The sequence below is a fragment of the Moorena producens 3L genome, from assembly GCF_000211815.1.
Classification (GTDB): domain Bacteria; phylum Cyanobacteriota; class Cyanobacteriia; order Cyanobacteriales; family Coleofasciculaceae; genus Moorena; species Moorena producens.
Map to the genome: position 1 here is coordinate 36078 of NZ_GL890940.1, position 25804 is coordinate 61881.

At 43.8% G+C, this 25804-nt stretch carries 24 protein-coding genes and 1 pseudogene; 15 read left to right on the forward strand and 10 right to left on the reverse strand.

Annotated features, from left to right (window positions below):
* The first annotated feature begins 548 nt into the window (after positions 1-548).
* The 5 genes from LYNGBM3L_RS47635 to LYNGBM3L_RS19880 all read left to right on the forward strand — a co-directional run bounded on the left by LYNGBM3L_RS47635 (position 549) and on the right by LYNGBM3L_RS19880 (position 6414).
* Positions 549-1352, forward strand: coding sequence for an RNA-guided endonuclease InsQ/TnpB family protein (locus LYNGBM3L_RS47635; RefSeq protein ID WP_008187076.1), 804 nt, complete (start codon positions 549-551; stop codon positions 1350-1352).
* A complete protein-coding gene (locus LYNGBM3L_RS47640; RefSeq protein ID WP_008187077.1) occupies positions 1330-1917 on the forward strand; it encodes a zinc ribbon domain-containing protein in 588 nt (195 codons plus the stop codon). The genes LYNGBM3L_RS47635 and LYNGBM3L_RS47640 overlap by 23 nt, the downstream gene beginning before the upstream one ends.
* A gap of 142 nt (positions 1918-2059) precedes the next feature.
* Complete coding sequence (locus LYNGBM3L_RS19870; RefSeq protein WP_008187078.1) at positions 2060-2698, forward strand: hypothetical protein; 639 nt, start codon at positions 2060-2062, stop codon at positions 2696-2698.
* An 82-nt stretch (positions 2699-2780) separates the two neighbouring features.
* Complete coding sequence (locus tag LYNGBM3L_RS19875) at positions 2781-3764, forward strand: DUF1822 family protein (protein ID WP_008187080.1); 984 nt, start codon at positions 2781-2783, stop codon at positions 3762-3764.
* A gap of 250 nt (positions 3765-4014) precedes the next feature.
* Positions 4015-6414 carry a CHASE2 domain-containing protein gene (locus LYNGBM3L_RS19880; protein ID WP_008187082.1) on the forward strand — a complete coding sequence of 800 codons (2400 nt, stop codon included), beginning with the start codon at positions 4015-4017 and terminating at the stop codon, positions 6412-6414.
* Positions 6415-6535: 121 nt separating this feature from the next.
* On the opposite strand, the gene LYNGBM3L_RS48830 is transcribed toward LYNGBM3L_RS19880, so the two are convergent.
* A complete protein-coding gene (locus LYNGBM3L_RS48830; RefSeq protein WP_267872066.1) occupies positions 6536-6664 on the reverse strand; it encodes a hypothetical protein in 129 nt (42 codons plus the stop codon).
* A gap of 89 nt (positions 6665-6753) precedes the next feature.
* Here LYNGBM3L_RS48830 and LYNGBM3L_RS19885 point away from each other — a divergent pair, with 89 nt between their 5' ends.
* From LYNGBM3L_RS19885 to LYNGBM3L_RS19895, 3 genes and pseudogenes are all read left to right on the forward strand, one after another.
* The gene (locus tag LYNGBM3L_RS19885; protein WP_008187083.1) at positions 6754-7725 is read left to right on the forward strand and encodes a threo-3-hydroxy-L-aspartate ammonia-lyase; all 972 of its coding nucleotides are present in this window, start codon (positions 6754-6756) and stop codon (positions 7723-7725) included.
* A gap of 492 nt (positions 7726-8217) precedes the next feature.
* A pseudogene (locus LYNGBM3L_RS19890) lies at positions 8218-9062 on the forward strand (IS630 family transposase).
* A gap of 62 nt (positions 9063-9124) precedes the next feature.
* A complete protein-coding gene (locus LYNGBM3L_RS19895) occupies positions 9125-9358 on the forward strand; it encodes a DUF2283 domain-containing protein (RefSeq protein ID WP_008187086.1) in 234 nt (77 codons plus the stop codon).
* A gap of 443 nt (positions 9359-9801) precedes the next feature.
* Here the strand turns inward: LYNGBM3L_RS19895 and LYNGBM3L_RS19905 are convergent, their stop codons facing one another.
* Both LYNGBM3L_RS19905 and LYNGBM3L_RS34095 read right to left on the reverse strand, forming a co-directional pair.
* Positions 9802-10953: a hypothetical protein gene (locus tag LYNGBM3L_RS19905; RefSeq protein WP_008187090.1), complete on the reverse strand. Its 1152-nt coding sequence runs from the start codon at positions 10951-10953 to the stop codon at positions 9802-9804.
* A 633-nt stretch (positions 10954-11586) separates the two neighbouring features.
* Positions 11587-14427: an Ig-like domain-containing protein gene (locus LYNGBM3L_RS34095; protein ID WP_008187092.1), complete on the reverse strand. Its 2841-nt coding sequence runs from the start codon at positions 14425-14427 to the stop codon at positions 11587-11589.
* A gap of 6 nt (positions 14428-14433) precedes the next feature.
* Here LYNGBM3L_RS34095 and LYNGBM3L_RS41255 point away from each other — a divergent pair, with 6 nt between their 5' ends.
* Positions 14434-14670 (forward strand): hypothetical protein, encoded by a 237-nt coding sequence (locus LYNGBM3L_RS41255; RefSeq protein ID WP_131827060.1) that lies wholly within the window; start codon positions 14434-14436, stop codon positions 14668-14670.
* A gap of 852 nt (positions 14671-15522) precedes the next feature.
* On the opposite strand, the gene LYNGBM3L_RS19915 is transcribed toward LYNGBM3L_RS41255, so the two are convergent.
* Entirely contained in the window at positions 15523-15714 is a 192-nt protein-coding gene (locus tag LYNGBM3L_RS19915; RefSeq protein WP_008187093.1) for a hypothetical protein, read from the reverse strand.
* Between the two features lie 161 nt (positions 15715-15875).
* Here LYNGBM3L_RS19915 and LYNGBM3L_RS45940 point away from each other — a divergent pair, with 161 nt between their 5' ends.
* Complete coding sequence (locus LYNGBM3L_RS45940) at positions 15876-16055, forward strand: hypothetical protein (RefSeq protein WP_008187095.1); 180 nt, start codon at positions 15876-15878, stop codon at positions 16053-16055.
* On the opposite strand, the gene LYNGBM3L_RS48835 is transcribed toward LYNGBM3L_RS45940, so the two are convergent.
* The gene (locus LYNGBM3L_RS48835) at positions 16037-16165 is read right to left on the reverse strand and encodes a hypothetical protein (RefSeq protein ID WP_267872067.1); all 129 of its coding nucleotides are present in this window, start codon (positions 16163-16165) and stop codon (positions 16037-16039) included. The genes LYNGBM3L_RS45940 and LYNGBM3L_RS48835 overlap by 19 nt on opposite strands.
* A 281-nt stretch (positions 16166-16446) precedes the next feature.
* Here LYNGBM3L_RS48835 and LYNGBM3L_RS19925 point away from each other — a divergent pair, with 281 nt between their 5' ends.
* Together LYNGBM3L_RS19925 and LYNGBM3L_RS19930 are read left to right on the forward strand one after the other, a co-directional pair.
* Complete coding sequence (locus tag LYNGBM3L_RS19925) at positions 16447-16644, forward strand: hypothetical protein (protein ID WP_131827059.1); 198 nt, start codon at positions 16447-16449, stop codon at positions 16642-16644.
* 551 nt (positions 16645-17195) lie between these two features.
* Positions 17196-18410, forward strand: coding sequence for an acyl-CoA dehydrogenase family protein (locus LYNGBM3L_RS19930; protein ID WP_008187099.1), 1215 nt, complete (start codon positions 17196-17198; stop codon positions 18408-18410).
* Between the two features lie 768 nt (positions 18411-19178).
* Here LYNGBM3L_RS19930 and LYNGBM3L_RS19935 read toward each other — a convergent pair.
* The 3 genes from LYNGBM3L_RS19935 to LYNGBM3L_RS48840 form a co-directional block, all read right to left on the reverse strand.
* On the reverse strand, positions 19179-19703 hold the full coding sequence (locus LYNGBM3L_RS19935; protein WP_008187103.1) for an ISAs1 family transposase: 525 nt from the start codon (positions 19701-19703) through the stop codon (positions 19179-19181).
* Positions 19704-19729: 26 nt separating this feature from the next.
* Complete coding sequence (locus LYNGBM3L_RS36840; protein ID WP_008187105.1) at positions 19730-19939, reverse strand: hypothetical protein; 210 nt, start codon at positions 19937-19939, stop codon at positions 19730-19732.
* 117 nt (positions 19940-20056) lie between these two features.
* The gene (locus tag LYNGBM3L_RS48840) at positions 20057-20188 is read right to left on the reverse strand and encodes a transposase family protein (protein WP_143764225.1); all 132 of its coding nucleotides are present in this window, start codon (positions 20186-20188) and stop codon (positions 20057-20059) included.
* Between the two features lie 446 nt (positions 20189-20634).
* Here LYNGBM3L_RS48840 and LYNGBM3L_RS19945 point away from each other — a divergent pair, with 446 nt between their 5' ends.
* Both LYNGBM3L_RS19945 and LYNGBM3L_RS19950 read left to right on the forward strand, forming a co-directional pair.
* Entirely contained in the window at positions 20635-21420 is a 786-nt protein-coding gene (locus tag LYNGBM3L_RS19945) for a hypothetical protein (RefSeq protein WP_008187111.1), read from the forward strand.
* Between the two features lie 144 nt (positions 21421-21564).
* Positions 21565-22320 (forward strand): hypothetical protein, encoded by a 756-nt coding sequence (locus LYNGBM3L_RS19950; protein WP_008187113.1) that lies wholly within the window; start codon positions 21565-21567, stop codon positions 22318-22320.
* Positions 22321-22391: 71 nt separating this feature from the next.
* Here the strand turns inward: LYNGBM3L_RS19950 and LYNGBM3L_RS41265 are convergent, their stop codons facing one another.
* Positions 22392-22628, reverse strand: a complete 237-nt coding sequence (locus LYNGBM3L_RS41265) for a hypothetical protein (protein ID WP_131827058.1) — start codon at positions 22626-22628, stop codon at positions 22392-22394.
* Between the two features lie 254 nt (positions 22629-22882).
* Here LYNGBM3L_RS41265 and LYNGBM3L_RS19955 point away from each other — a divergent pair, with 254 nt between their 5' ends.
* Complete coding sequence (locus LYNGBM3L_RS19955; protein ID WP_044494030.1) at positions 22883-23737, forward strand: ion channel; 855 nt, start codon at positions 22883-22885, stop codon at positions 23735-23737.
* A 26-nt stretch (positions 23738-23763) separates the two neighbouring features.
* Here LYNGBM3L_RS19955 and dnaG read toward each other — a convergent pair whose 3' ends face one another.
* A complete protein-coding gene (gene dnaG / locus LYNGBM3L_RS19960; RefSeq protein ID WP_008187116.1) occupies positions 23764-25722 on the reverse strand; it encodes a DNA primase in 1959 nt (652 codons plus the stop codon).
* Positions 25723-25804 lie beyond the last annotated feature (82 nt).

The window sequence follows — 25804 nt, forward strand, 5'->3', positions numbered from 1 at the left end:
TTCTGGCAATTGGGAAACATCACTGCTTGCCTTAGGTGTTAGGAGTTAGGTGTTAGGTGTTAGGTGTTAGGTGTTAGGTGTTAGGTATTAGGTATCAGGTATTAGGTGTTAGGTCTTACAACTTAACTTAAAATCTTGTATTTTAACCGCCAAGTAATTATTTAGTGATATTTTATATTAACTGTTAGATATTAACTGTTAGATATTAACTGTTAGATAGTTAATCAAAGTTTCTAGTCCCTAGTAATTAACACATAATACCTAGACTGTCAACAGCTGAATACTGGGTTAGTCTTAACCAAAACTCCGAGTATCCTGGAGTAGTTGAGCTAGCTTAGCAGGAGCCTCACACCATAATCTTTGATTTGGTGTGAGAGGAATGCGCGGCTGTTAAAGGGGTTCAATACCCCTTTAACAGCAAATTACACTTTCAAAGAATCCTGAGATTTAATATATCTTCGTAATAATTTAATCATCTTTCATGGCAACCTTTCCAAAATCTATACACTAATTAGTGTATTATTAACTATAGTGACCAACACCAGGGGATGAAATACACTTACCAGTATAAAGCACTTCCAAGCACCGACCAAAAGCTAGAGATAAATCTTTGGCTAAGGATTTGCCAGTACTGGTATAATCGTCAGCTTGGTGAAAGGTTTGATTGGTGGGAACGTAACAGAACTTCGGTTAACTCTTGCCCCTTGGTCTGTCATCTTCCTGAACTGCGCGATCGCCCCAACTACTACAGCCAAAAGAAACTTTTACCAGGACTCAAAAAGGGTAAGGTAACAGTGGAATGGTCAGGATATGATTTAGATTTTTCACGGGTTCCAGCTAATACTCTGCAGCAGGTCTGTAAACGTGTAGATAAGGCGTTTGATCGGTTTATTTATGGGGACAATAACGGCAATAGGAGTGGTAAGCCTCGCTTCAAATCTCAACCTCGTTATCGCTCATTTATTGTTGAAGGAGCAGGTTTAACCCTGCATTCATGTTCGACTGGGGGAAAGTTCCTTTACCTGAAAATACCCAAGATCGGCTTGCTAAAAATTCGCTCTCACCGCCATCTACCGGATGGTGCAATCCTCAAACAAGTGCAATTCATCAAAAAAAGTGATGGATGGTTTGTAAACCTTAAACTTGATGATCCTACTGTTCCTGGTATTACACCTGATGTAATCGTGCCGAATTGGGAGAACTCCCTAGGAATGGATGCAGTACTTCACCAGGAGTACTATCTGGCGACATCTTTAGGGGGAAAGCTACCATCCGCCAAGTTTTTGAGGCGAAATCAATCTAAATTAGCCAAAATTTCCAAAAAGAAAAATGCTCGCACCTCAAGGCAGTAAAGCACGCCGAAAACTAGCGAAAAAAGAGGGGTTGCAACACCAAAAAATTGCTCGCGCCAGAAAAGATTTCCAATACAAGACTGCCCACAGCTTAGTAAGTACAGGCAAGAAAGTATTCTTTCATGAAAACCTCAACCTTAAAGGTTTAAGTAAGCGTAATGCACCATTACAAGACAAAGAAGGGAAATACCTACCAAATGGTCAATCGGCCAAGTCCGGGCTCAACCTAAGTTGGGCGGATGCCGCTTTTGGAGAATTCTTTGTAATCCTTGGTCACATAGCTGCGAAAGCTGGAGCCGTTGTGGTTGCCAAGAATCCTGCTTATACCTCTCAATTGTTATCCTATCGAGATCAAGTGATTTTTACTGATTGCGGTATCCGGAAATATTGGGATGAAATAGAAAACCTCTGGGTTGATAGAGATATTAATGCTGCTATCAACATCAAGAGAGTGGGGCTGGACGTGTTCCCCACTATAAAACGCCTTAAAGGTAGCATCAAAATAGTTGATTCTATTACTGATGATACCTCCAAGGAAGTTCTACGCACTCTTCGGGGTGCCTGAGAAGCCTACACCATACCTTTAAGGTTGGTGTAGGAGCGTCACATTACAGACCTGAGGCTGACCCTGCATAACATATACATACCTGTGTGAACATAGTATTTTCGGAGAAAGGCAATATCAGCAAAGGCGGAGCGATCGCATTATGACTCAACTATATGAGCAGCTCAACCAGCTAGTGACGGAAGCATGTAGTCATCCACCTGGAAGCGCTCACCGTCAAAAAAACTTAACAAAAATTATTCGTTTAGTCACTAAGAAACTTTGGCAAGAACATACTCCCTACTATCAAGACGCACTCCAACAAACCTGGATTTACTTTTGCCAGAATATTTGCGAAGGCAAAACCGGTAATCCCTACGACTCTAGCCGTGGCAGTGTGGTCACTTGGCTCAATTTCTACTTGAAGAAACGACTCCAAGACTTTCGCATCAAGAACATAGACGGACAACGTCAGACAGTCTCTCCTATCAAGGCTCAAAATGGTGAAAACCTTGACCCGATCAATAGTGTGGCAGCTCCACCTGAGGTGCCTAGGTTACTCGAAGATGTTAGGGAATGGGTGGAAACGGCGGGTGTTGATAGTGATCTACGCACTACCCATGTTAAAGGTCATCCAGAGGTCACCTGCCAAGTCTTAATTTTACGACGCTTGCCTCCAGAAACTAGCTGGAAAACTCTCTCAGAAGAGTTTAATGTATCAATTTCTACATTAAGTAGCTTTTATCAGCGACAATGTTTGCCCCGTTTGCGTAAATTTGGAGAATCGGAAGGATATCTATAATAGGAGGTTCCTTAAAAAGACTTACCTTAACCTTAACCTGGTTCAGTCAAGGTGTTCACATCAGTACAGAAACACAATTCCTATGACCTACAACACCCATAACCTAGAACAATTTGCCCTTCCTCTGCCCATTACTGACAATGCACGCAGGAGTGCTGAGCAATTTGCTAGGCAGCAGCCTACCTCTGAAAAAGCTGAGCAAGTTCGACTCAACACCTTGGCTGTGTTGGTTGTCAATGATTACATGCAAATGCTGGGGATGCCTACAGATTTAAAAGCCTCAGACAGCTGGAATCCTATTATACGCCTGTTAGCTAATGTGGCCGACTTGGAAATATCCGATATCGGTCGTATCGAATGCCGACCGATCAAAGCCCAAGATTCCCTTTGCCATATTCCCCCCGAAGTTTGGTGTGATCGGATTGGCTATGTAGTTGTTCAGATTGATGAACAATCGTCCCAGGGAACAGTGTTGGGATTTACTCCAACTGCTGATACCGAAGAATTACCCATTAGCCAACTACGACCCGTTGACGATTTAATCGATCAGTTCCATCAACCCATCTCAGAGCTAGCCCAGAGAACTAGGGTAAACTTGAGTCAGTGGTTAGACAATGTGGTTGAAACCGGTTGGCAAACTCTCGAAAGCTTGGAAAACTTGTTAAACCCACCCGAACCAATTTTCGCTTTCCGCTCTTCTGGTCTAGAGTCAACTGAGGCGTTACCCCTAGAGGAAAATCTTGATGTGGGGATTAGGCGGGCTAAGTTAATCGACTTAGGCCTATTGCTAGCGGGTTCCCCCGTGGCTTTGGTGGTGGAACTTTTACCAGAATCTGAACTCAAGCAAAATATTTGCCTCAAGGTATATCCCACCGGTAGTAAAACCTATTTGCCTCCCAACCTCACACTCACTGTGCTGGATGGATCGGGAACAGTGTTTCTTGAAGCCCAAGCCAGACAAATCGATAATTACATTCAATTGCAGTTCAGTGGTTTACCAGGAGAGCAATTTAGTGTCGAAGTTGCCCTTGGCGATGCCAGGATTATTGAGGATTTTGCAATCTGATCCCGTAGCGTGGCCTACGGCCAATCTAGGAATTCCTGAATTTAGCCATCGACACACCACCGAAAGCGTTATAATTCAAAGTCCTTCGGGGATAGATCGGTTATCTGGTGTCTTGTTTGATATCAGTTTTGATATCAGTCAGTGGTCAATCCTAAGGCACCGATACACCTTCTATAAACCTCTATAAACCTCTATAAATAAGTAAAATGAGGGTAGAAATCACATCTGCAACACCAGTGATCCATGACCAATGACAAATAACACGCGCAGCATTGGTAAATTAGTTGTCTTAAAGATAGGAGATGGTTGCTTTGACCAAGGGTTTCCAGTCACTTTACAGATTTTGGAAGAGGGCAAAAGCCCTTTGTTGGAAATCACTGGCAGGTTACCTCCTGCTCCGGAAATTATGCAATCGTGCCAAAGTTGGACAACGAGTTATCACAGTTTGGGGTTACGTTCCCGTCTAGAAGCATCTGTGGTACAAGTGACCAATGTATCTAAACTGGAACGGTGCTACAATGCAGCCCAAGTCTTAGGCGATCGCTTAAATGCTTGGCTATCCTCAGAGCCATTTCGACCGATTAAGGAGAAATTACTCGAACAACTATTACCCTCCGATGAAATTCGTCTCATTATTCAAACCGAGAACAGTTGTTTACGGCGACTGCCCTGGCATCTGTGGGATTTTTGGGAACGCTATTCCAAGGCAGAAATTGCTTTAAGTGCCTTAAAGTTTGAACCAGTCACTCTAAATCCCAAGCCCCACCAGAAGGTGAAAATTTTAGCAATTATTGGCAATAGTATTGGTATTGATACCGAAGCGGATCAGAAGTTGCTAGAGAAATTACCTGATGCTCAGCTCACGTTCCTTATAGAACCCAAGCGCCAGCAAGTCCATGAAGCCCTTTGGGAGCAATCCTGGGATATCCTCTTTTTTGCTGGTCATAGTTCCAGTAAAAACGATGGTAAAACGGGTCACATTTATATTAATAAAACCGATAGTTTAACCATTAATCAGTTAAAGTTTGGCTTAAAAAGAGCAATTGGAAAAGGCTTAAAAATCGCTATTTTTAATTCTTGTGATGGATTGGGTTTAGCCTCGAATCTGGCTAATTTACAGATTCCCCAAATTATTGTGATGCGAGAACCGGTACCCGACCGGGTTTCACAGGAATTTTTGAAATATTTTTTAACCGCTTTTGCTGGGGGGCAGTCCTTCTATTTAGCAGTGCGGGAAGCTAGGGAACGATTACAAGGGATAGAAGACGAGTTTCCTTGTGCAACTTGGTTACCGATAATTTGTCAGAATCCTGCCGCAAAGCCACCGACTTGGCCAGGGTTGAGGGACAGTTTTGATGGAAAATATCCACTTCCACCTCCACCTCCACCTCCACCTCCACCTCCACGCCCTGAGCCTCTAAGCTTCGTCAAGGTATTAGTGAGCAGTTTAGTAATTACATGCTTCTTGATAGTTATACAGCAGCTCGGTTTACTGCAAGGTTTGGAGTTGAAAGCCTTCGACCACCTGATCAATAGAAGACCAGCGGAGTTTCCCGATTCCCGTCTGATAGTGGTAGAGGTGACTGAAGAAGATATTGAAGCTCAGCAGTCGGATTTAAGACCAGCTACCTCCTTATCAGACCGATCACTCCAACAACTGTTAGAAATACTTAATTCCTCTCAAGCCAAAGTCATTGGCCTAGATATTCATCGTGATTTTCCTGTAGCCCCAGATTATCAGGATTTGGGAAGGCTCCTAGAGCAAAGCGAGAATTTGGTTACGGTCTGCAAAGCCAGTAACGAAGAGGATAAAGGAATTTCACCGCCCCCAGAAGTTCCGAAACAAAACTTGGGCTTTAGTGATGTTGTAGTTGACCCAGACGGGGTGATCCGTCGCCATCTGTTGGCGTTTAACCCTGATCCAAAATCAGTGTGTAGTGCTTCTTATGCTCTGAGTACCCAGTTGGCCATGCGGTATCTAGTGGCAGAGGGAATCTTTCCCAAATACACAGAAGCTCAAAAACAAGATAAACAATACTTACAGCTAGGTGATGTAGTCTTTAAACCCTTAACCCATCATACTGGCAGTTATCATAAGCTTCATGCCTGGGGACACCAAATCATGCTGAATTACCGTTTTCACCAATCTCCAGAGGATTTTGTGCCCCAAGTCACTCTCTCTCAAGTTCTAAAGGGTAAGATCAATCCTGATGCTTTCAAGGGAAAAATTGTTCTGATTGGGGTTACTGCTCCCAGCCGTAAGGATTATTTGTTTACACCCTATAGTAAAGGTAATGACATAGAGGATCAAACACCAGGGGTAATTATTCATGCCCACATGGTAAGTCAGATTCTCAGTGCTGTTTTAGATGAGCGACCCCTGATACGGCATTGGCCTGCATGGCGTGAAGTAGTGTGGATTTGGGGTTGGGGCCTAACGGTTGGTCTGGTTTGTTGGCGCTGTAAATCCTCCCTACGTTTGGGTGTGTTGCTGTTGGCTCTATCGATTCTCTACGGGTCCTGCTTAGGTCTTTTGAAACAAGGGTATTGGGTACCATTAGTCCCCTCAGCATTGGCTGTGGTGGTTATTGGTAGTTTTATTGTTCTCTATGATCAACCTTCACCATATCCTCTAAAATTGATCAAGTAATCTCAGAATTGAGAATTGAGAATTAAGAATTGAGAATTGAGAATTGAGAATTGAGAATTGAGAATTGAGAATTGAGAATTGAGAATTGAGAATTGAGAATTGAGAATTGAGAATTGAGAATTTAGTAAGCCTGTTTCTTATATTGATCAGGTACATTCAAGTTTCTTACCCCGACTCCCGATTCCCGATTCCCGATTCCCGACTTCCTACTCCCTCGGTGCGCTTTCCGTAGGCGAATTAAATTCGCCACGGGTCGCACCGCTCCCGACTCCCTCGGTGCGCTTTCCGTAGGCGAATTAAATTCGCCACGGGTCGCACCGCTCCCGACTCCCTACTGCTATGGAACTGCAAGCATTACCCGTAACCTACACTGACATAGAAGCCGCCGCTAAACGCCTATTGGGCAATGCCCATCAAACTCCAGTCCATACCTCCAGGACTGTCAACCAGCTCACCAAGGCTCAAGTCTTCTTCAAATGCGAAAACTTCCAACGTATTGGTGCCTTTAAGTTTCGAGGGGCTTATAACGCTCTGTCACAACTATCTGAAGAACAAAAACAGCGAGGGGTTCTCACCTTTTCTTCTGGTAATCATGGCCAAGCGATCGCATTATCTGGCACTCTCCTCGGTATTCCCACCACTGTAGTCATGCCCAAAGATGCCCCAGCTGTCAAGCAAGCCGCTACCCGTGGCTATGGTGCTGAAGTAATTTTATATGATCGGGCTGAATTGAGACGAGAAGCATTAGCGGAAGAGTTATCACGCGATCGCAAACTCACTATCATTCCTCCCTACGATCACCCCCACATTATTGCTGGACAGGGTACTACGGCCAAAGAACTCCTAGAACAAGTTGGTTCACTGGATCTGTTACTGGTGTGTTGTGGTGGTGGTGGCTTACTCTCCGGATGTGCGATCGCAACCAAAACCCTATATCCTAATTGCCGTGTGATTGGTGTAGAACCAGCACAGGCCGATGATGCCACCCGTTCCTTCCATAGCAAAATCCTCCAAACTGTTGACAATCCCAATACCATTGCTGACGGAGCCAGAACTCCCAGCCTGGGTAAACTTACCTTTCCCCTAGTCCTTAATTACGTCGATGACATGGTAACTGTATCGGAAGCTGCGATTATCCGTACCATGTTTTTCCTCTGGGAACGGCTCAAAATTGTAGTTGAACCCACTGGTGCCTTAGCTGCTGCTGCCCTACTTGAAGGTATCATTAACATGCCCAATGCTCGGATTGGTGTCATTATCAGCGGTGGCAATGTGGATTTGAAGCAAATTGCTCAATTGACTGGAAACTAGGTATTAGAAGTATTAAGTTTTAAGGATTAAATATTAAGGATGAGGTATTTTTAGGATGGTACGAAGTATCCACCGTAGGCGATCGCGTTTTGGTTAGAATTGGAAGATATTGTAAGAAGGAGTGGGATTGCTTGCGTGTATTATAGAAGTTGTGCTCGCAACTCAAACTTCAGCAACGTTTAACAAATGCCACAAATTGTCTGGTCAAATTATCTACAGTATCGAGCCGAACTCAGGGGATTTGACCTAGCTAAGATCGAGGAAATCCTGAGATTTTCTGGATAGAGATATTATGATACCGTCACAGGCAGACAGATCGCAGTTGGCAAGCACGACAATCAGTTAGTCATAATTCCTTATGAACGCAGTGGTGATTTGATAACTCCAGTAACCATCCATAGCACCACCCGTCAACAACTATAGTTGTTTCAATTAAGGATAAGACGGTGATGAGGTAAAATGAAAAGGGTATATTTTCAATAACTGACAGCAATGCCATACAGTCTAGATTTCAGAAAAAAAGTAATAAACTATATAGAAAAAGGTGGAAAAATTACAGAGGCAGCGAAAGTATTTGGGATAGGAAGAGCGACAATATACAAGTGGTTGAATCGTTCCGAACTAAAGGCTAATAAAGTAGAACGTCGTCAAAGAAAGCTAGATTGGAAAGCCTTAGAACAAGATGTCAAAGAAAATCCAGATGCTAAATTAATAGAGAGAGCCAAAAAATTTGGAGTGCGCCCAAGTGCAATATTATACGCACTCAAAAAAATGAAAATAACTCGTAAAAAAAAAGAACTTCGTTATCGGGAAAGAGATAGGAAAGAAAGAATAAAGTATTTAAGAGCATTAAGAGAATTAATAAAAATATCTGGAATTAAAAGCCTTGTATTCATTGATGAGTCGGGGTTTGACAAAATACAGTCATGCCTTTATGGATGGTCAAAAAAAGGGAAAAAACTGTATGGTGAACAAACAGGAAAACGAATAAAAAGAGAAAATTTAGTAGCAGGAAGAAGGAAGAAATCAAAAGATTTAATAGCCCCTTGTTTAGTGGTAGTCTTAATGCAGAAGTATTTGAAGGATGGTTAAGCCAATATTTATTAGCCTCATTAACAATTCCTTCAGTATTAATTATGGATAATGCACCAATTCATAGAAAAAATGCAATTAGAGAATTAGTAGAGTCAGCCGGTCATCAAGTATTATTTTTGCCGAAATACTCTCCAGATTTCAATGATATAGAGCATGATTTTAGTGCTTTAAAGAGAGCCAGAATGTATACTTCTATAGACACTTCTCTGGATGAAGTAATTCGTGAATATTGTGCTTCTTAGTGTCTCCTCCTTATTTAAAATAACTATACGATTCCGCTTAAGAACTGGGAGATTTACAATTAATGAATAATGCCAAGATGACATACTTTGAACAAGAGGATATCCTTCACCTTACCCTGTCTGATGAACCAGAAGCAGGTAGTGTCGAGATTAGTCCTAACATTACGGCCGAACTCAATGAAGCAGGAGACTTAATTGGAATAGAGATTATCCAAGCAAGTGCCTTCATCCGAGACGCCATTGTAGAATCAGCCCAGGGGAAGCTCTTGAATCTTTCGGGTAAGCATTCAGCTTAGGGACTTGGGTGTAAAAAAAATACCAATTAAAGTAGGGTGGGCAAAGTTATCTGATCGAGAAGACTGATTTTAACCAAAAGGTTTTTGCCTGATAGTAGGGTGGGCAAAGTTATCTGATCTAGAAGAATGATTTTAACCAAAAGGTTTTTGCCTGATAGTAGGCTGGGCAAAGTTATCTGATCGAGAAGACTGATTTTAACCAAAAGGTTTTTGCCTGATAGTAGGGTGGGCAAAGTTATCTGATCTAGAAGAATGATTTTAACCAAAAGGTTTTTGCCTGATAGTAGGGTGGGCAAAGTTATCTGATCTAGAAGAATGATTTTAACCAAAAGGTTTTTGCCTGATAGTAGGGTGGGCAAAGTTATCTGATCTAGAAGAATGATTTTAACCAAAAGGTTTTTGCCCACCCTACTTCTTACCAAACCACACTAAGTATAGGAAAATTACTTACTCGCTATCTCAGATTTTTGGTTTAAATCTTCCACTAACTTGACTAGATCACCATTAGTCTCTGCCCATGACTCCCGCTCATTCCTAACTTTACCGAGGTGGGATTCAATATTTGCTGGTGTAATTAGAACACCAAAATCCTCTGGAACAGTCTGAACTTGATAACTGAACAGGCGATTCAGGATTAGATCACCTACTTCCTCGCGATAATGAGAGCTATCCCAATAGTTTTTCATCCCTTCCCTAATCGATTCTGTGGTAATGCTGTTATAACCAGAAAAATCCCACAATGGTGTAATCTCCACTAACCGACGTTTCCATTCTTCAAACACTGGCCAAAGTCCAGTAACCCTAAGACTTTCCCATTGAGTAGCATGGGATGGTGATATAAATACTTTTAGCTCTATCCCTTTTTCCTTACAGGTATCAACAATGTCTTGAAGATCATCCAAAAAACTATCGGAAAGTCGATACTCTTTATAATATCCATCACTTGTCATTAAGCCCTTGAGCGTGTCCTTAAACCTTCCTAGTGAAGGTTGATCGGGCTTATTGTTATAAACAAAACGCATACCATGGGCATCATAAAGATAGTAAGCCTTTGACTTGATACTAGAACTTACGGTTGATTTGGTAGCATTCAGCGCGTTTAGGGATAGGGTCGAATTAATCAACTCTTGCAGGGGAATAGTTTCTTGATTAAGAAGACTTTCCTTAAAATCTGGAGCATTAGTTTTCAAGTCATTGAACATGAAAAAATCAATACCAATCACAACGGTTTTTAAATCCGGTTGATTAGTTATAGCATGGTCAAAATAACGTTTAACTTCATACATATTTGGACCAACTAGTGCCAAATTGTATCCGGAGTTTCCTGGTTTCAGTCCTGGGTGGTTTGGGTTAAGTCCCAGGTCAGTTCGTGATGAACCTAACAAAACGATTTTGGGTTCATTACGAATAACATCTATAGCCTTGAATAGTCTGACATGGTTAAATTGTTCAGGTTTTAACTGATTTAGACCGGGTAACTCTGGGCTATTTATGACTCCGTAAGGGTCAACAGCAGCGTTCAATAAGCCAAACCCAAATAAACTGGGAAAGGTAACTGCTGCCAAGGTTAGGTTAAATCGACGATAGGAGTTCATATATATAGGATGGTAGATGGGATGGGATTGCTATAGTGCTATTCGATTTTTAATTTTACCAGTGAAAATATTCGATGAAACAAAAAAAAACCTCAGCTGATACTGAGGCTTGTAGGGTATATTTGCTTGAGGTAAGCATTCAGCGGTCAGCGGTCAGCGGTCAGGGGTCAGCGGTGAGCAGACTTATAGCGCTACGCGCAAGTCCGCAAGTCCGCAAGTCCGCAAGTCAGAAGTAAGCGATTACTTACGTTTCGGAGTTTAGGAGCGATGCAGAGGTGCGACCCGTGGCGAATTTAATTCGCCAAGGTCAAACGCACCATTACGGTCTTGGGGAGGCAGCGCGGTCTTGGGGGTTCCCCCCATGAGCGACTGCCGTGGTTTCCCCCACTCGCTATTGCATCAAGACAATGTCAAACATCTGAATGCGTAGTGCTATAACTCAGATTAAACTTTTGCTTACCTCTTTTATTCAAAAGCACCGATTGCGCTACAGGCACGCTGCGCGAACAGTAGCGTGCCTGTAGCGCATTAGCTGATACGCGACACGCTGATAGCTTTAGTCCAAAATCTAGAGTAATTGTAAGGTGCGTTATTAACGCACCCTACTACTAGGAAAAAGCGTCCGCAGTGTGCTTAGGCAACACTTAAGTTAACCTGTACTACCACATCGTTGTAGTCTTGGTCACCACCACCAAACAGATCCTCGAAACCAAAGGTGTTATCCCCTAGCAGGCGAACGTGGTCAACTCCATCTGGGTTAGCCCCCACGAAAGCAAAGAAGGCATTCAGGTCGGAATCCTCTTGATCTGCATTAGAAGGATTATCAGCTAGGAACTCCGCTACTGTACCATCCGAAATCAGGAATGGAGCCAGTAGTACCCCACCGGATACTCCAGCACTTAAGTCTACCTGATTGGATAGTGCAGCTTGTGCATAACCAGCATTACCAACATTGATACCGTTAACTGTGCCACTTTCATCATCAATCCGATACCAGCCAATGGTATTATTGAAAGAAGCTTCACTGTTGACCACAAGACTACCAGTAACTGTACCAGTCACATCGGTCAAATCCAGCAGTTCCCGTTGCCCTTGAATCTGGGTAGTGCCTGTTCCCACTGGCGGAGTCGAACCTGAACCGTCTGAGACAATCACAGTTGCATCATTGAAGTCTCCGTCATTGCCATCTTCAAAGCCCAAGGTTAACTGACCATTGCCATTGTCAGTTACCTGTACATGGTTCTGACCATCGCTATTAAATGAAGCACCACTGAAGAATACGTTGGAGGTAGGATCCTGTCCCCCTAGCACCCCATCTTTAGAGCCACCTTGGATTACGTAGAATACCAGGTTATCGTTGACGTCAAAACTGTCGATGGTGCGGGTGGCTTGAGCAGTACCTAAACCGTCAGGGAGAACAGAGAAAATTGTCTTAGCCTGAGATAGAGCAGCTTGTACATAACCACTCTGACCAGGGGCAATGCCATTGATTGTACCTTCGGCACTATCAACAGCAAATACTCCAATTTCACTGACCTCACCAGCCTCGCGACCTGTAAGAGTGAATTGGAGTTGGGATTGTCCAGCAGTGTCGCCGGTAATGGTGAAGGTATTATTGGCATTCTGAGTCAGAGTCGAGGATACCGGACCACTCTCTTCAATGGTGATGTTAACAGTGCCTGTGCTAGTACCGCCACTGCCATCGCTTACCTCAAAAGTCAAGCTATCAGTGCCAGTGAAGTCCGCATTTGGCGTATAGATAATAAAGTCATCTGTCGGATTATCCGGAGTGCCATTATCATTGACTGCTGCCGTACCGTTGGTTGGCTCCGTGACAATTGCAAAACTTAGCGGATCGCCATCAGGATCAGAGTAGTTAGCTAGAACATCAATGGTAACTTGAGTGTTTGGCTCAGTGGTAGCAGTATTGTTATTGTTTGTCGCTACTGGAGATTGATTATTAGTGACATTAACGTTAACGGTAGCTGTGACCGTAGCATTAGTGCCATCACTGACCTGGTAGGTGAAGCTATCAGCCCCAGTGAAGTCCGCATTTGGCGTATAGGTAATGGTGCCATCAACGTCATTGACTACTGCTGTGCCATTAAATTCCTGCGGTTCAATGGTTACAGTCAGCCCATCCCCATCAGCATCAGTGTCATTACCTAGGACATCAATGGTAACTGCGGTGTTTGAAGTAGTGGTAGCAGTATCGTCTACCGGTACTGGAGGTTGATTAGGATTAGTTACCTCAACGTTAACCGTAGCTGTGACTGGAGGATTAGTGCCATCACTGACCTGGTAGGTGAAGCTATCAGCCCCAGTGAAGTCCGCATTTGGCGTATAGGTAATGGTGCCATCAACGTCATTGACTACTGCTGTGCCATTAAATTCCTGCGGTTCAATGGTTACAGTCAGCCCATCCCCATCAGCATCAGTGTCATTACCTAGGACATTGATATTAACTGCAGTGTTTGAAGTAGTGGTAGCAGTATCGTTGTCTGCTACTGGAGGTTGATTAACATTAACACTAACCGTAGCTTTGACCGGAGGATTGATGCCATCACTAAGCTGATAAGTGAAGGTATCAGTGCCAGTGAAACCATCAACAGGAGTATAGGTAATGGTGCCATCAACGTCATTGACTACTGCTGTGCCATTACCGCCCTGCTGGTCAAGGGTTACAGTCAGGGGATCTCCCTCAGGATCAACGTCATTAGCTAGGACATCGATAGTAACTGCAGTGTTTAAATCAGTGCTTGCAGTATCGTCTTCCGCTACTGGAGGTTTATTAGGGACATCAACGGTAACCGTAGCTGTGACCCCAGGATTGATGCCATCACTGACCTGGTAGGTGAAGGTATCAGTCCCAGTGAAACCATCATTAGGAGTGTAGGTAATGGTGTTATCTTGATTGACTACTGCTGTACCATTAAATTGCTGCGCTTCAATGTTTACAGTCAGGGGATCCCCTTCAGGATCAGAGTCATTACCTAGGACATCAATGATAACTTCGGTACTTTGATCAGTAGTAGCAGTGTCATCTACTGGAACAGGAGCTTCATTAAGTAGGTTGAAGTCAATATAATCAAGTCGAATACGTTCATCATCGTCACTTTCCCCACTAATGGTGATTTGAGTCCCCTCGGGAATAAATATGCTATTGCTAACGGTCAGATCCTTGAACGCATCAGCATCAGGAAAAATACCAGCATTAGGATTGGGATCATCGAGAGTGAATGAAAATGTCTGATTACCAATGGTGACACCGACTGTGCTATTCCCGTCTGTCTCATCAGCAACTTTCAGGATGACCTGGTAAGTGCCACTGGGCAAATCAAAGGTTGTAGTAGCAGTGCCAGTGCTATTACCGTCAGGTAAATCGATCAGTTTATTATTTGAAGCAGCGTTATTATCACTAACTTGAAAAGTATTTAGAGTAAAGCGGGGGTCATCAAATTCAAATCTCGGCATAATATTTTGTCTTACAAAACTCCTCAGTTGCTAAGGCTGTGGGCACTTAACATTGACAATAATCCTAAGCATATGCGCTACGCGCAGGCTACGCCAACAGCTATTAGCTATCAGCCATCAGTGCTCAGCGGTCAGCTGATAGCTGATAGCGTTTTAAATCAAGAGAGTAAGTCCATTAAGCATTCAGCCGTCAGTCCTCAGCCGTCAGCCTTGGCCAAAAGGCCACGCTACGCGAATGGCTGACGCTATTGGCTGATAGCACCTCAAGTAGCACCATCTGTAGCGCATTAGCTGATAGCTGATAGCTTAGCAGGTCATAGCAAGATTGCTGTTGAACTTATCATTAATAGCTGATAGCATATATTGGATAGCACGACGCTGAATGCTTATCTAATGATCTACCAATAAATAAATACCTACTTACCTCCAGATATCCGGATTTATTTTCCAGATTCATGGCCAAATGTAAGATAAACTAGTAAAGATTAACCGATGCTATAATATAATATATAAATATATTTTTGCTTCATAAACATGAATAAATTATCGGTTTAGCATTATTTATATTTGGGAAGGATAATATTAATTGTAATGAAGCGATCGCTTCATTACAATTTCTCACGTAATATCCCCTATAAAAAGGAAAGAGCCTTGCCATTCATGCTCTTTCCTTGCCGTCAAAAAATCACCTTATTCATTGATGCCATGAGTTTTTTTTTATGTCACTAGTATTCGGATAAATTCATCAAGTCTTTATAGTAGTAATTTTCTATTTCTGCTAAATAAGGGAATCGGGAATCGGGAGCGGTGCGACCCGTGGCGAATTAAATTCGCCTACGGAAAGCGCACCGAGGGAATCGGGAATCGGGAGTCGGGAGCGGTGCGACCCGTGGCGAATTTAATTACGGGTCAAGCGCACCGATGGAGTCGGGAGTGAAGTGTGGGAAGTGTGGGGAGATGGGGAGTCAGATCAGCAACGGTTTGTCCCCCCCTTATTAAGGGTTTGTCCCCCCCTTATTAAGGGGGGTTAGGGGGGATCCCCACTTTCCACGGGGCTTTCAGCGATGCAGTTGCGTAGGGTGGGTTAGGGACGGGCTAGCCCTGATTTTCTGCCTGTTCGCGGTTAGGTTGCTGCCCGTAACGCACCACTGTATTGATTATGCGATCGCTAATTTCCCAGCTAAACCCCAACTGGAGATCCCCCCTAACCCCCTTAACAAGGGGGGGACACTCACCACACTTACCACACTTACCACACTCCCTGCTCCCTGCTCCCTGCTCCCTCAAAAAGAATTTGTTACAAAACTTTTTAAAATATGCTATAATTTGCTATTTTTTGTGTTAAACTAAAAGTGTGGACAAAAAAATCCACGGGAAGAGCCAGCCTTAGAGTTTTCGCAGGCTGCAGGCTGGCTCTGGGTTCCCCTTACAGGAGATAACTTAATAATATGTCCCATACTCAACACCTATACCCATGGGTAGTGGTGCGCCTATTGCCACCAATGCCACCAGTCGTTTTTGCTCGGTTCGACAACCCTGCTGATGCCAAGGGCTATGTGCAGGTCCTGAAACTGCTGATGCCTGATGCCAAGTTTCTACTTTTTTTGGATCACGGAGTAGTGGTGTAGCACAGGCATCTTGCCTGTGACATAGGGAATCGGGAATCGGGAATCGGGAATCGGGAGTAGTTGTGTAGAATAGGCTTCGATGCTGTGAGGAAAATATTGATCACAGGCAAGATGCCTGTTCTACCAAAATCTTGTCCACAGGCAAGATGCCTGTTCTACCAAAATAGTACACAGGCAAGATGCCTGTTCTACCAAAATAGTACACAGGCAAGATGCCTGTTCTACCAAGACCCCAATTCCACCGAGTGGGTCAAACAGCTGGGAATCCCCCCCTCATAAGGGTAGGTTTTTTACAAAGACCTCAGGTGTGGGGTGAGCGGGCGTGGGGTGACCGGGTGTGGGGGATAAGAAAGCGATCCAGCGCGGTCTTGGGGAGGCAGAGGTGCGACCCGTGGCGAATTTAATTACGGGTCAAACGCACCATTACGGTCTTGGGGGTCTCCACGGGGCAAACAGCGGTGCGGACGCAGGTTCCGCACACAGCCCCTCCCCACTCGCTATTGCCGTGGTTTCCCCCGGAGACAAAACCTTAGATAGGGTCGCCTTTATAGTTAGCAGGTTATGCAGAAAAGGGTTAAATATTTTTTAATAAGGCGACCCGATCTTACGGTAAATTCAAACCACTCGCTATTGCATCAAGACAATGTACTTAATTTGTCGTTAAAAATCATCATTTATTCGTTGTTTTCCTTTTCCTCTCCCTCTGGGTCGCCCCATGTTTTACCCTAATGTAAAAAACCTACCCTTATCAGCCCTTAATAAGGGGGGCTGGCAGAAGGCAGAAGGCAGAAGTAAGGTTTTATCGGTAATGGTTTTTGATAACTAATTATCCGGACATGATCTAACAATTAGCATCATTTAGCTGATACAGCGTTCTTCATAACTATCAGATACACAGTATTTTTTCCTTCTTACTTCTTACTTCTTACCTGTTCCCTGTTCCCTGCTCCCTAAAAACCTCACCCCATTGAAAATTGCTGTAGTTAAATTCCTGATACATTGAACGTCTGTTTTGTCAAGTAAACTTTATACAAAATAGCTAGAATTACCCCGCAAAAATAAAGTTATTTGGTAGTTGATCCTTTACTGTTTGCCAGCCGCTACAATTAACGAGGAACAAAAACATCTACTCAATAAACTGTGCAAACTCCTGTTCTCTTAGATCGGCAAGTCTATGATCCACAAGCCCTCCTGGATCATTTAAGCCAGCTCACTCAGGAAGAGTTTGCCCCTAGGGCGGCTCAATACGACCAGACAGCAAGCTTCCCAGCAGAAAACTTTGAGACTCTGTTTGATGCAGGTCTTCATGCCCCAGCTGTACCGATTAAGTATGGTGGTTTAGGCTTAGGTCACAGCAGTGATATCCTCACCCTCTGGATGATGACACGAGAATTAGCAAAGGTAGATTTAGCTTTCACCCGTTGCTGGGAAGGCCATACTAATATACAAGTATTATTGACTGCCAACGCTAATGAAGCTCAAAAGCAACGTTGGTTTGAAGGGATTGTGCAACGAGGGGAAAAATGGGCGGGTTGGAGTGGCGAACCTCTTTCTAAAGTCCCTGGGCAAACCAGTGGTATTGGGACAACAGTTAAGGTTGTAGAGGGGGGCTATATTGTTGATGGTTGCAAGGTCTTTGCCACAGGAGCGGATGGGCTACAATGGGCGATATTGTTTGTGAGTACTGCCGGAACAGGAGCTGTTCGTCATCACGATGGACCAGCGAATTCCGTGTTGATGTTAGCCTGTGATTTATCAGACCCAAGTGTAAGCTTTGATTCAACCTGGTGGAAACCGATTGGAATGCGGGGAAGTGTAAGTTATCGCGTACAATTCGATCACACCTTTATTCCTAAAGAAAATCTGATTGGCTATCCAGGGCAATACTTGCTTGAAGAGTGGCAAACTCGCTTTACTCCTCAGTATGGAGCGGCATTTTTGGGGGCGGCAGAAGGGGCTTATGGTTATGCCCACGCTCATATCAAAAAGCAAGGCAGAGAACAGGATGCTTATGTGCAGCATCGGATTGCTAAATCAACCATGAACATTGAAACCATGGACTTGTGGCTACGAAAAGTGGCTTTGTTGTGGGAAACAGGTCAACACCAGCAGGCCAAAGAAGCTGGTAACCGCTTTCGTTATTTGTCAGAAAAATTGGCACTGGAGACTTTGGAACACTGTACTCGCATGTGTGGCGCTCGTGCTATGATTCAACCCAGTCCTTTGGAACGGATTTATCGCGATTTATCCTTCTATACTCTCCATGATAATTGCGATCGCGTTTTGGCCTCCATTGGTCAGGAAATACTGGGGCAAGAAAGCGATCGGGCGTTTTTTAATTCTTCACAGAAGTAAGCATTCAGCTTAAGCGCTACAGATGGTGCTACTTGAGGTGCTTATGCGCTACAGATGGTGCTACTTGAGGTGCTTTGGGTCTGTGGCCACGCTACACCGAACAGTTTATGCCCAAGCACACGCTACTGTTTGCGCAGCACCTCAAGTAGCGCAATCGGTGCTTTTGAATAAAATAAGCGGCGTTGCTGAATTAAGGAATGAATGCGCGATCATCTGGTTTTGTTAAAGCCCCCGTGGGTCCCCCGAGCGAGGGATTGCTCGCCCAGAATTGGGGGGCTAGGGCGTGTTTTCAAAGTTTTCCGCAAGATATTAGATCCCCCCCAGCCCCCCTTATTAAGGGGGGAGCCATACTCAAAGTCCCCCTTTTTTAAGGGAAACGGGGGTACTCGGAGTTTGAAGACACGCCCTAGGGGCAGGGCTAATTCATTGTGATCAGAGAAAATTAGGGCAGCCAGAAACTCGCGTAAACTATCAAAGTGAGCTCAATATGGAACTGTCCTACTTTTCCGATCAAGATCTTTCAATCATGCTGTCATACCAAATCCGTTTGTCACAACCCCTTTATAAAAATCGACCAAATCTTTGTATGCCAGGAATCTATGGTTATGCGGATCAGGGGGGTTAGGTAACAGGATTTGGGAAATGTCGTTGTCAGTCAATGGTTGGTGAGCACTCAATCGCTAAAAACCTGCACCGGTTCTAGGGAGCGAACCTATAAGTCATAGCTTATGAGTGAGACAGCGATTGCTTTGGCACACCGTCAAATGGCTACGACACGACCTTTTGGGTTCCAATCAACCGCAAAATCTTCTCTATATCATCAGCAATCGACCGGAGTGCCGTGGTGATAGAAGAATAACCGTGGTAGCGTAAGATAGCGATGACTAAACTACGGTACATTGAGAGATTGCCAGGAGCATTACCAAATTGTATCCTGGAACTATCCTGATCAAGTACCACGTCCTTAACCCAATGTAAACGATTTTCAATTCCCCAATCACCACGAATGCCTTGGGCAAATTGTGCGGCATCGAGACATTTACTACTAATATAATAAGCGAGTTGTTGGTAGGGCTTACCTGCTCTTGTACCGATGCGTTCTAGTTTGACAAGACTAGCTAGACCTTGCCACTCGTCACTTATGCATATGATGTCATCAAAAACAGATACAGTTAATGTGGTGAGACGGTCACTTCTTTTTTCCCGGCTTATGTCAACACTTATGGGTTGAGTTTTTTGAGTGTTGAGTTTGATTTGTTTGTAGAGATTTTTGGGATTACCTTTCACAGCCATTACATAGTCGTTTCCACTTTCGACAATTAGTTTGACAGTTTTTTTTGACAGTGTAAAGCCTCAAAGCTCAATATTACTCCTTCTATCCCTAAATTGGCTAAAAGCAACGGCACAACGTCAATTTCACTACTTTTTTTATTACGAAATTGTTCTAGGGCTAGGGCTACTCCACAGCGACTACTGAAAACAGAAACTACCGAAACGAAGTCTTGATAAGCTTGAGCATAATTATTCACTGTCCCTTTGATACTTTTGCCATCAACTCAAGCACCAATCACCCTCTTGGGTAGGCACACCATCCCTAATCCAGTTGGTCAAAACTTGGGCTAATTGAGTAAAATCAATACTCATCATTACTCTCCGAAAAGTCGAGTAATAGGAAAACCCATTGGTGGTAAATCTAAGTTTTCGAGCAAGGCTTGGTGATGACGACGAGCAAAATCTTCCAAGGCTCGATAACCATAGCAATCGCTCATCGTTGCCATAATCACCAACAGCCAAATTAACCGCGTTTTCCTCTGGGAGCACGAAAATCTGGGAGCTGGGCTAACGCTTCGATCAGATTAGTTTTCATCAGGGAGAGGAACGAGAGTTCCATATTGAGTTCACTTTGATAGTTTACACTAGTTTCTGGCTACTCTAATTTTCTGTGATCACAATGAATTAGCCCTGCTTTTTTAAGGGGGATTTAGGGGGATCTCCGAGTTTGAAGACACGCCCTAGGGGTGGGTTCCTCTTACCTGCTCCCTGCTCCCTAAAACCCACGATTTTGTACAGCAACAGGCCGTCAGCCTTTGGCCAGGCTACGCGAATGGCTGACGGCTGACGGCTGACGGCTCACCGCTGAATGCTTAGCTAAGCTTGTGGTTCGGCAACTATTGAGCTAGCTGTACTAAAGTGAAAGTTAGTGTAATCACTGCTAACTTTCACCATGGCTAGAATTCGAGGTATAGGGTTGATTATCCAAGCCCTGATACCAGTTATTTACCTATTAGTAGTTATTCTAACCTTAGCCACGATTGTGCTGGATATCAACAGTCTTGTGGGTGGACCAGTACAAGAAATCGATAGCGCTCTGGTGACTATCAGTGGCAAATTCGAGCAAACGGGAAATGTTATTGGTAGTGCCATAGCACCGATTGGTGATCTAGATAAAAAACTGGCTAAAACGGTCGAAACAATTGATAGTATTCCTGAAGAAATAGAGCTTCCGACTATTCCGATTCCTGATGCTGAACTGCCGATTAAACCAAAAGTTAAATTGAGCAGCAGGGAGTTAAACAAGCCAGTTGTGTTCGTATTTGATATTCCCAAGATTCCTAAAGAACCTATTCTTAAGATTCCTAAGGTGCGAGTTGAGATTGAAAAGGTACCTGTTGCTTTACCTGATATTCCTGGAGTGAAGGTTAGTGTATCAGGACTAAAAGAAACGAAAGCCCTTTTAACTAAGAATGTTGAAATTATTGGCACTTTAAATAAAGTTATTGGCATTCTTCCCAATCTTGAGGTGATTAGAGACCATTACCAAAGACTAATTGTTGGGGAGCAGGGCTTACTAGTAATCATTCAAAAAATTTGCCGTAATCTATTCATTATGATCATCCTGTTGGCAGGGACTGTCATGCTTTCACTACCCTGGTTGGTTGTGAAATATATCAAGTGGGCTTCCCCTCAGGTAACTGCTGGATGGCAATTAATCAGGGGAGTATCTCAATAGGGAGCTTCGGAGCAGGTAAGATATAGCAATTATATATCCCATAAGGTACAAAGTGATCCCCCTAAATCCCCCTTAATAAGGGGGACTTTGAGGTTTAAAACCGTACCTCATAACTGCGATAAACGCTATAATAGAGGTAAGACGATGAGAGTTGATCAAAGCAGTGGTTTAAGGCAACGACTTAATGGTATAGTCATGATTATCTATGCCTTAATCCCGATTATCATAGTAGTGGTATTTTTGATTACTTTTTTAACAATTTTAAATGACATCAAGAGTCTGGTTACTGGCCCTTTAGTGGAAATCAATAACACTCTAGTGGAAGTGAAGGAAAGTACTCAAAAAGCCAAAGAAGAAATTGCTAATATCATAGAACCGATCAAAACAGTAAAGGCAGAGGTGCAAGAAGCCTTAGAGATAGTTGAACAGATTCCTACAGGAGTAACTTTGCCTAATCTTGGCATCCCAGATGTTAATCTTCCGGTGAAACCAGATGTCAACTTGGGGGGTGGATTTCCGCCTAAGGTGAATATCGAAATGAAAGAGGTTTCAGTGGCTATGCCTACTATTCCTGGGTTTGAAGTACCAGTGGTTGGTTTGCAACAGGTCAAGGCAGTTTTAAAGGATAATTTGGAAATACTTAGGGTTTTTAATACTATTGTCAGCGGTATTCCTAACCTCGATTCCCTTAGAGAAGATTCCCAAAAAATTGTAGCAGGGGTGCAGGAATTGGTGAACGGAATTCATAAAATCGGGAGCAAGGTATTAGGGCTGATGATATTTAGCGCAATCATGGTGATACCCTGGTTAATTAAGTTATGTATAGTTCCCTACGCTACCTGGGCTTACGGTCAGGTCACCACAGGATGGGCATTAGTTAGTGGTCAAGTGACTGAATAAATCAGATGGGGAAATCTAAAGGAAAAATGCGATGCTCTAAAGAGCCGCTAAGCGAACGCTTTGGGTGCATCTCATTTTTGCCGTTTGACCAGATGGTGCGTTAGGGACGGACGCTGCTGGCGAATTCGTGAAACCCTTATTCTGCCGTAATCTGCTCCCCTCTCCCAAGGTTGGGAGAGGGGCTGGGGGTGAGGGCTGATCGGGCTTCTTGGTAAGTTCGCGAAATATTTCGCCAGCAGCATCGGGACGGAAAGCCTCTGATTTTCCGCCTCTTTGCGCCTTGAACAGTCCGTCCCGTAACGCACCACCAGGCTACTCCCTACTAGACCCTAATAAAACACTAATCAATCGATAAATATTTTAAAAAATAGTAAACAGTCAGCACTCAGCGGTCAGCCTTCAGCCTTCAGCCTTCAGCCGTCAGCTGATTTTATTCAAAAGCTGTTATCCTAGCGTGACCATAGGCTGATAGCTGATAGCTGATACGCGACAGGCTGATAGCTAAGAGCTTACGGTAAAATAACCAATTTAAATTGCAATTAACAAGTTTAAACTAACTAAGATGCGCATCGCTAAACGGACTAGACCTAGACAATTAGACGTAATTATCAAAGGGTCATCCCATAACCATTGGCGTGACCCTTATCATATAATGCTGACCGTTAATTGGCCAATGTTTTTCGGACTAATTGCGGTTTGTTATTTAGCTATAAACATCGTCTTTGCCCTATTGTACCTAGCTGGAGGAAATTGTATTGAAAACGCCCGTCCAGGTTCTTTTTTCGATGTCTTTTTCTTCAGCGTTCAGACCATGGCATCCATTGGTTATGGTGCCATGTATCCCGTGACCTCCTATGCTAATATCATTGTTACCATAGAAGCTCTAGTGGGTTTGATGGCTCTAGCTATGGCAACGGGACTAATGTTTGCCCGCTTCTCTCGCCCTACTGCCAGAGTCATCTTCAGTCGTAGGGCAGTGATTACGCCCCATAATGGAGTACCTACTCTCATGTTCCGCACGGCCAATGAACGGGATAATCGGATTCTGGAAGCTCAGCTCAGGGTAAGTTTGCTGCGCTATGAAGTGACCTTAGAAGGGGAATCCATGCGTCGATTCTACGACATGAAACTGTTGCGTAGCCAAACCCCTAGCTTTGGTCTAACTTGGACAGTGATGCATCCGATTGATCAAAGTAGTCCGTTATATGGGGAAACACCAGAGTCTCTCGCTGAAATGGAAGCTACACTTATTATCACCCTAGTCGGTATTGATGAAACGGTTTCCCAGACTATTCACGCTCGTCACTCCTACACCGCATCAGAAATTTTGTGGGATAGGCGTTTTGTCGATATGTTTCATAGGAAATCAGACGGCAGTAGAATTATTGATTATAGCCACTTTCATGATATTAAGTAATAGAAATTTATAGGGTTTTAGAACTGCTACATAATTAATAGCTCTGAAATACCAACCTGACGTATCTTCTCTAACTCGATCAGCCTGCGATTAGCTTCTTGACATTCCTGCCAATAGTATTGCTTACGTTGCCAATCATTACTAAGGTCAATTTTTTGCCATTGCTCTAAACAATAGCGCCGATGTTTTTCCAAGGCTACTATTTCTAGAGAAGCTGCTGCTGCCTGTATTACCATCGGGGCTCGCAAAATATCTTCTGTACAGGTTTCGTCAAGATGAAATAGATGGGCGACTTGAGTCATTTCCCTAGGAAATTGTAAACTCCGGTCTTGTAAACGGGAGATTAGCTGTTCAGGGGTGGTAGTGTAAAATTGTGTCCCTATCCCTTGCAGTTCAATAATTTGTTGCCACAAGAATCGATGATGAGAAAGACTAAACAGTAAATCTCCCTGGTCTAGAGTATCAATAATTGTTTGTCGATACTCCGGACAATGTAAATAAATCCGTAATAGTAAGGCTTCGGCTCGTTCTAAAAGGGTACGTTCTTTACCAACAGGTAGGTTTGAGTCTTGATTACCCTGTTGTTTGGTTTTCTTTAACCGAGGTGGGGATTTCTTAAAGGCAGCTCTCAGGGGTTTTTGGAGTTGAGTTTGGAAATTTTCGATGTATAGAGATACTAGTTTCCCTTGTCCTTGACTGAGAATTTGAGCACAGTAGTTAATATAATAAGTGAGCTGATTAATGTCCTCCAGTTGCTTGAGTAACTTAACCATAGCTTGGGCGACTTGCTGAAATTGATCGGCTTGTTGGAGGTCTTTGCCAATCAGGAGTTGATTAATCTGCCAATCCAGCCACAAGGGAGCATTGAGCAACAGTTGTCGGTATTGTTCCGTAGCGTCAGGAGCAGATTTTAGGAATTCATCGGCATCTTTGCCATCAGGTAGGTTGAGTACCCGTAGCTGGACAAGCCCTTGGTAAGCTAGGTTAGCAATTTCTCCAATAGCTCTTTGGGCAGCAGTGGTACCAGCAGCATCCGCATCAAAGTTGAGCACAATTTGCTTCGATTCAGTATAGCGCGATAGTTGCCGGACTTGATCTAAACTAAAAGCGGTACCAAGGGAGGCGACTATATTAGTAATTCCTGTAGCATGGAGTGCGATCGCATCAAAATATCCTTCCACCACTACAGCTTGGTCTTGCTTGGTAATGGAATTACGAGCTTTATCTAGGGCAAAGAGGGTTTTACTTTTATCAAACAGGGGAGTTTCTGGGGAGTTGAGGTATTTCGGTTGCTCATCCCCGAGACTTCTAGCCCCAAAGCCAATCACTCGACCTTGGGTGTCGTGGATGGGAATCATAATGCGATCGCGAAAGCCATCATAATACCCACCATTGTCCCTAGGCTTAATCAATCCCGCTTGCTCAACTAGCTTAACTGGCTTCCGTTTGTGTTCCACCAGATAACGGTAGATGGTTTGCCAACTAGCTGGAGCATACCCTAGCTCGAAAGTAATGATGGTTTCCTCACTCAGACCCCTTTGACCGCGCAAGTACTCTAGGGCCTGCTGTCCTTGGGGTTGTCTGAGGGCATGTTGATAGAAAGCTGTGGCTAAGGCCAGAATCTCGTAGAGTTGCTCTTGTAGAGAAAGTTGCCGTTGTAATTGCTCCCGCTGTTCCGGTTGCAGGGTTTGGACTGGCACCTGGTAGCGCTGTGCCAAATCCAGCACCACATCCGAGAAGGAGTGCTTGCCAATCTCCATCAGGAATTTAATCGCATTCCCTCCAGCTTGGCAGCCGAAGCAGTAATAGAGTTGTTTAGAGGGACTGACAGTGAAACTGGGAGTTTTTTCCTCATGGAAGGGACAGAGACCGACATGGTCTCTGCCACGCTTACGCAATACCACATGCTCCGAGATCACATCCACAATGTCAGACCGTTCCTTAACTGCTTCAATAGTGTTTGGGTGTAGCCGTGGAATGTTCATTGCTGGATTACGTGGTTACAATCGGTCAGGGTGTTCTTTATTGTCCCACCATACTCAAACCCTAAAAAACATGCCTGAGGTT

Excerpts from the sequence above, each read along its gene's own strand:
- LYNGBM3L_RS47635 (WP_008187076.1), top strand. The coding sequence starts at position 549 with ATGAAATACACTTACCAGTATAAAGCACTTCCAAGCACCGACCAAAAG.
- LYNGBM3L_RS47640 (WP_008187077.1), top strand. The coding sequence starts at position 1,330 with ATGCTCGCACCTCAAGGCAGTAAAGCACGCCGAAAACTAGCGAAAAAA.
- LYNGBM3L_RS19870 (WP_008187078.1), top strand. The coding sequence starts at position 2,060 with ATGACTCAACTATATGAGCAGCTCAACCAGCTAGTGACGGAAGCATGT.
- LYNGBM3L_RS19875 (WP_008187080.1), top strand. The coding sequence starts at position 2,781 with ATGACCTACAACACCCATAACCTAGAACAATTTGCCCTTCCTCTGCCC.
- LYNGBM3L_RS19880 (WP_008187082.1), top strand. The coding sequence starts at position 4,015 with ATGACAAATAACACGCGCAGCATTGGTAAATTAGTTGTCTTAAAGATA.
- LYNGBM3L_RS19885 (WP_008187083.1), top strand. The coding sequence starts at position 6,754 with ATGGAACTGCAAGCATTACCCGTAACCTACACTGACATAGAAGCCGCC.
- LYNGBM3L_RS19895 (WP_008187086.1), top strand. The coding sequence starts at position 9,125 with ATGAATAATGCCAAGATGACATACTTTGAACAAGAGGATATCCTTCAC.
- LYNGBM3L_RS19905 (WP_008187090.1), bottom strand. The coding sequence starts at position 10,953 with ATGAACTCCTATCGTCGATTTAACCTAACCTTGGCAGCAGTTACCTTT.
- LYNGBM3L_RS34095 (WP_008187092.1), bottom strand. The coding sequence starts at position 14,427 with ATGCCGAGATTTGAATTTGATGACCCCCGCTTTACTCTAAATACTTTT.
- LYNGBM3L_RS45940 (WP_008187095.1), top strand. The coding sequence starts at position 15,876 with ATGTCCCATACTCAACACCTATACCCATGGGTAGTGGTGCGCCTATTG.
- LYNGBM3L_RS19935 (WP_008187103.1), bottom strand. The coding sequence starts at position 19,703 with ATGGCTGTGAAAGGTAATCCCAAAAATCTCTACAAACAAATCAAACTC.
- LYNGBM3L_RS48840 (WP_143764225.1), bottom strand. The coding sequence starts at position 20,188 with ATGGCAACGATGAGCGATTGCTATGGTTATCGAGCCTTGGAAGATTTT.
- LYNGBM3L_RS19945 (WP_008187111.1), top strand. The coding sequence starts at position 20,635 with ATGGCTAGAATTCGAGGTATAGGGTTGATTATCCAAGCCCTGATACCA.
- LYNGBM3L_RS19950 (WP_008187113.1), top strand. The coding sequence starts at position 21,565 with ATGAGAGTTGATCAAAGCAGTGGTTTAAGGCAACGACTTAATGGTATA.
- LYNGBM3L_RS19955 (WP_044494030.1), top strand. The coding sequence starts at position 22,883 with ATGCGCATCGCTAAACGGACTAGACCTAGACAATTAGACGTAATTATC.
- dnaG (WP_008187116.1), bottom strand. The coding sequence starts at position 25,722 with ATGAACATTCCACGGCTACACCCAAACACTATTGAAGCAGTTAAGGAA.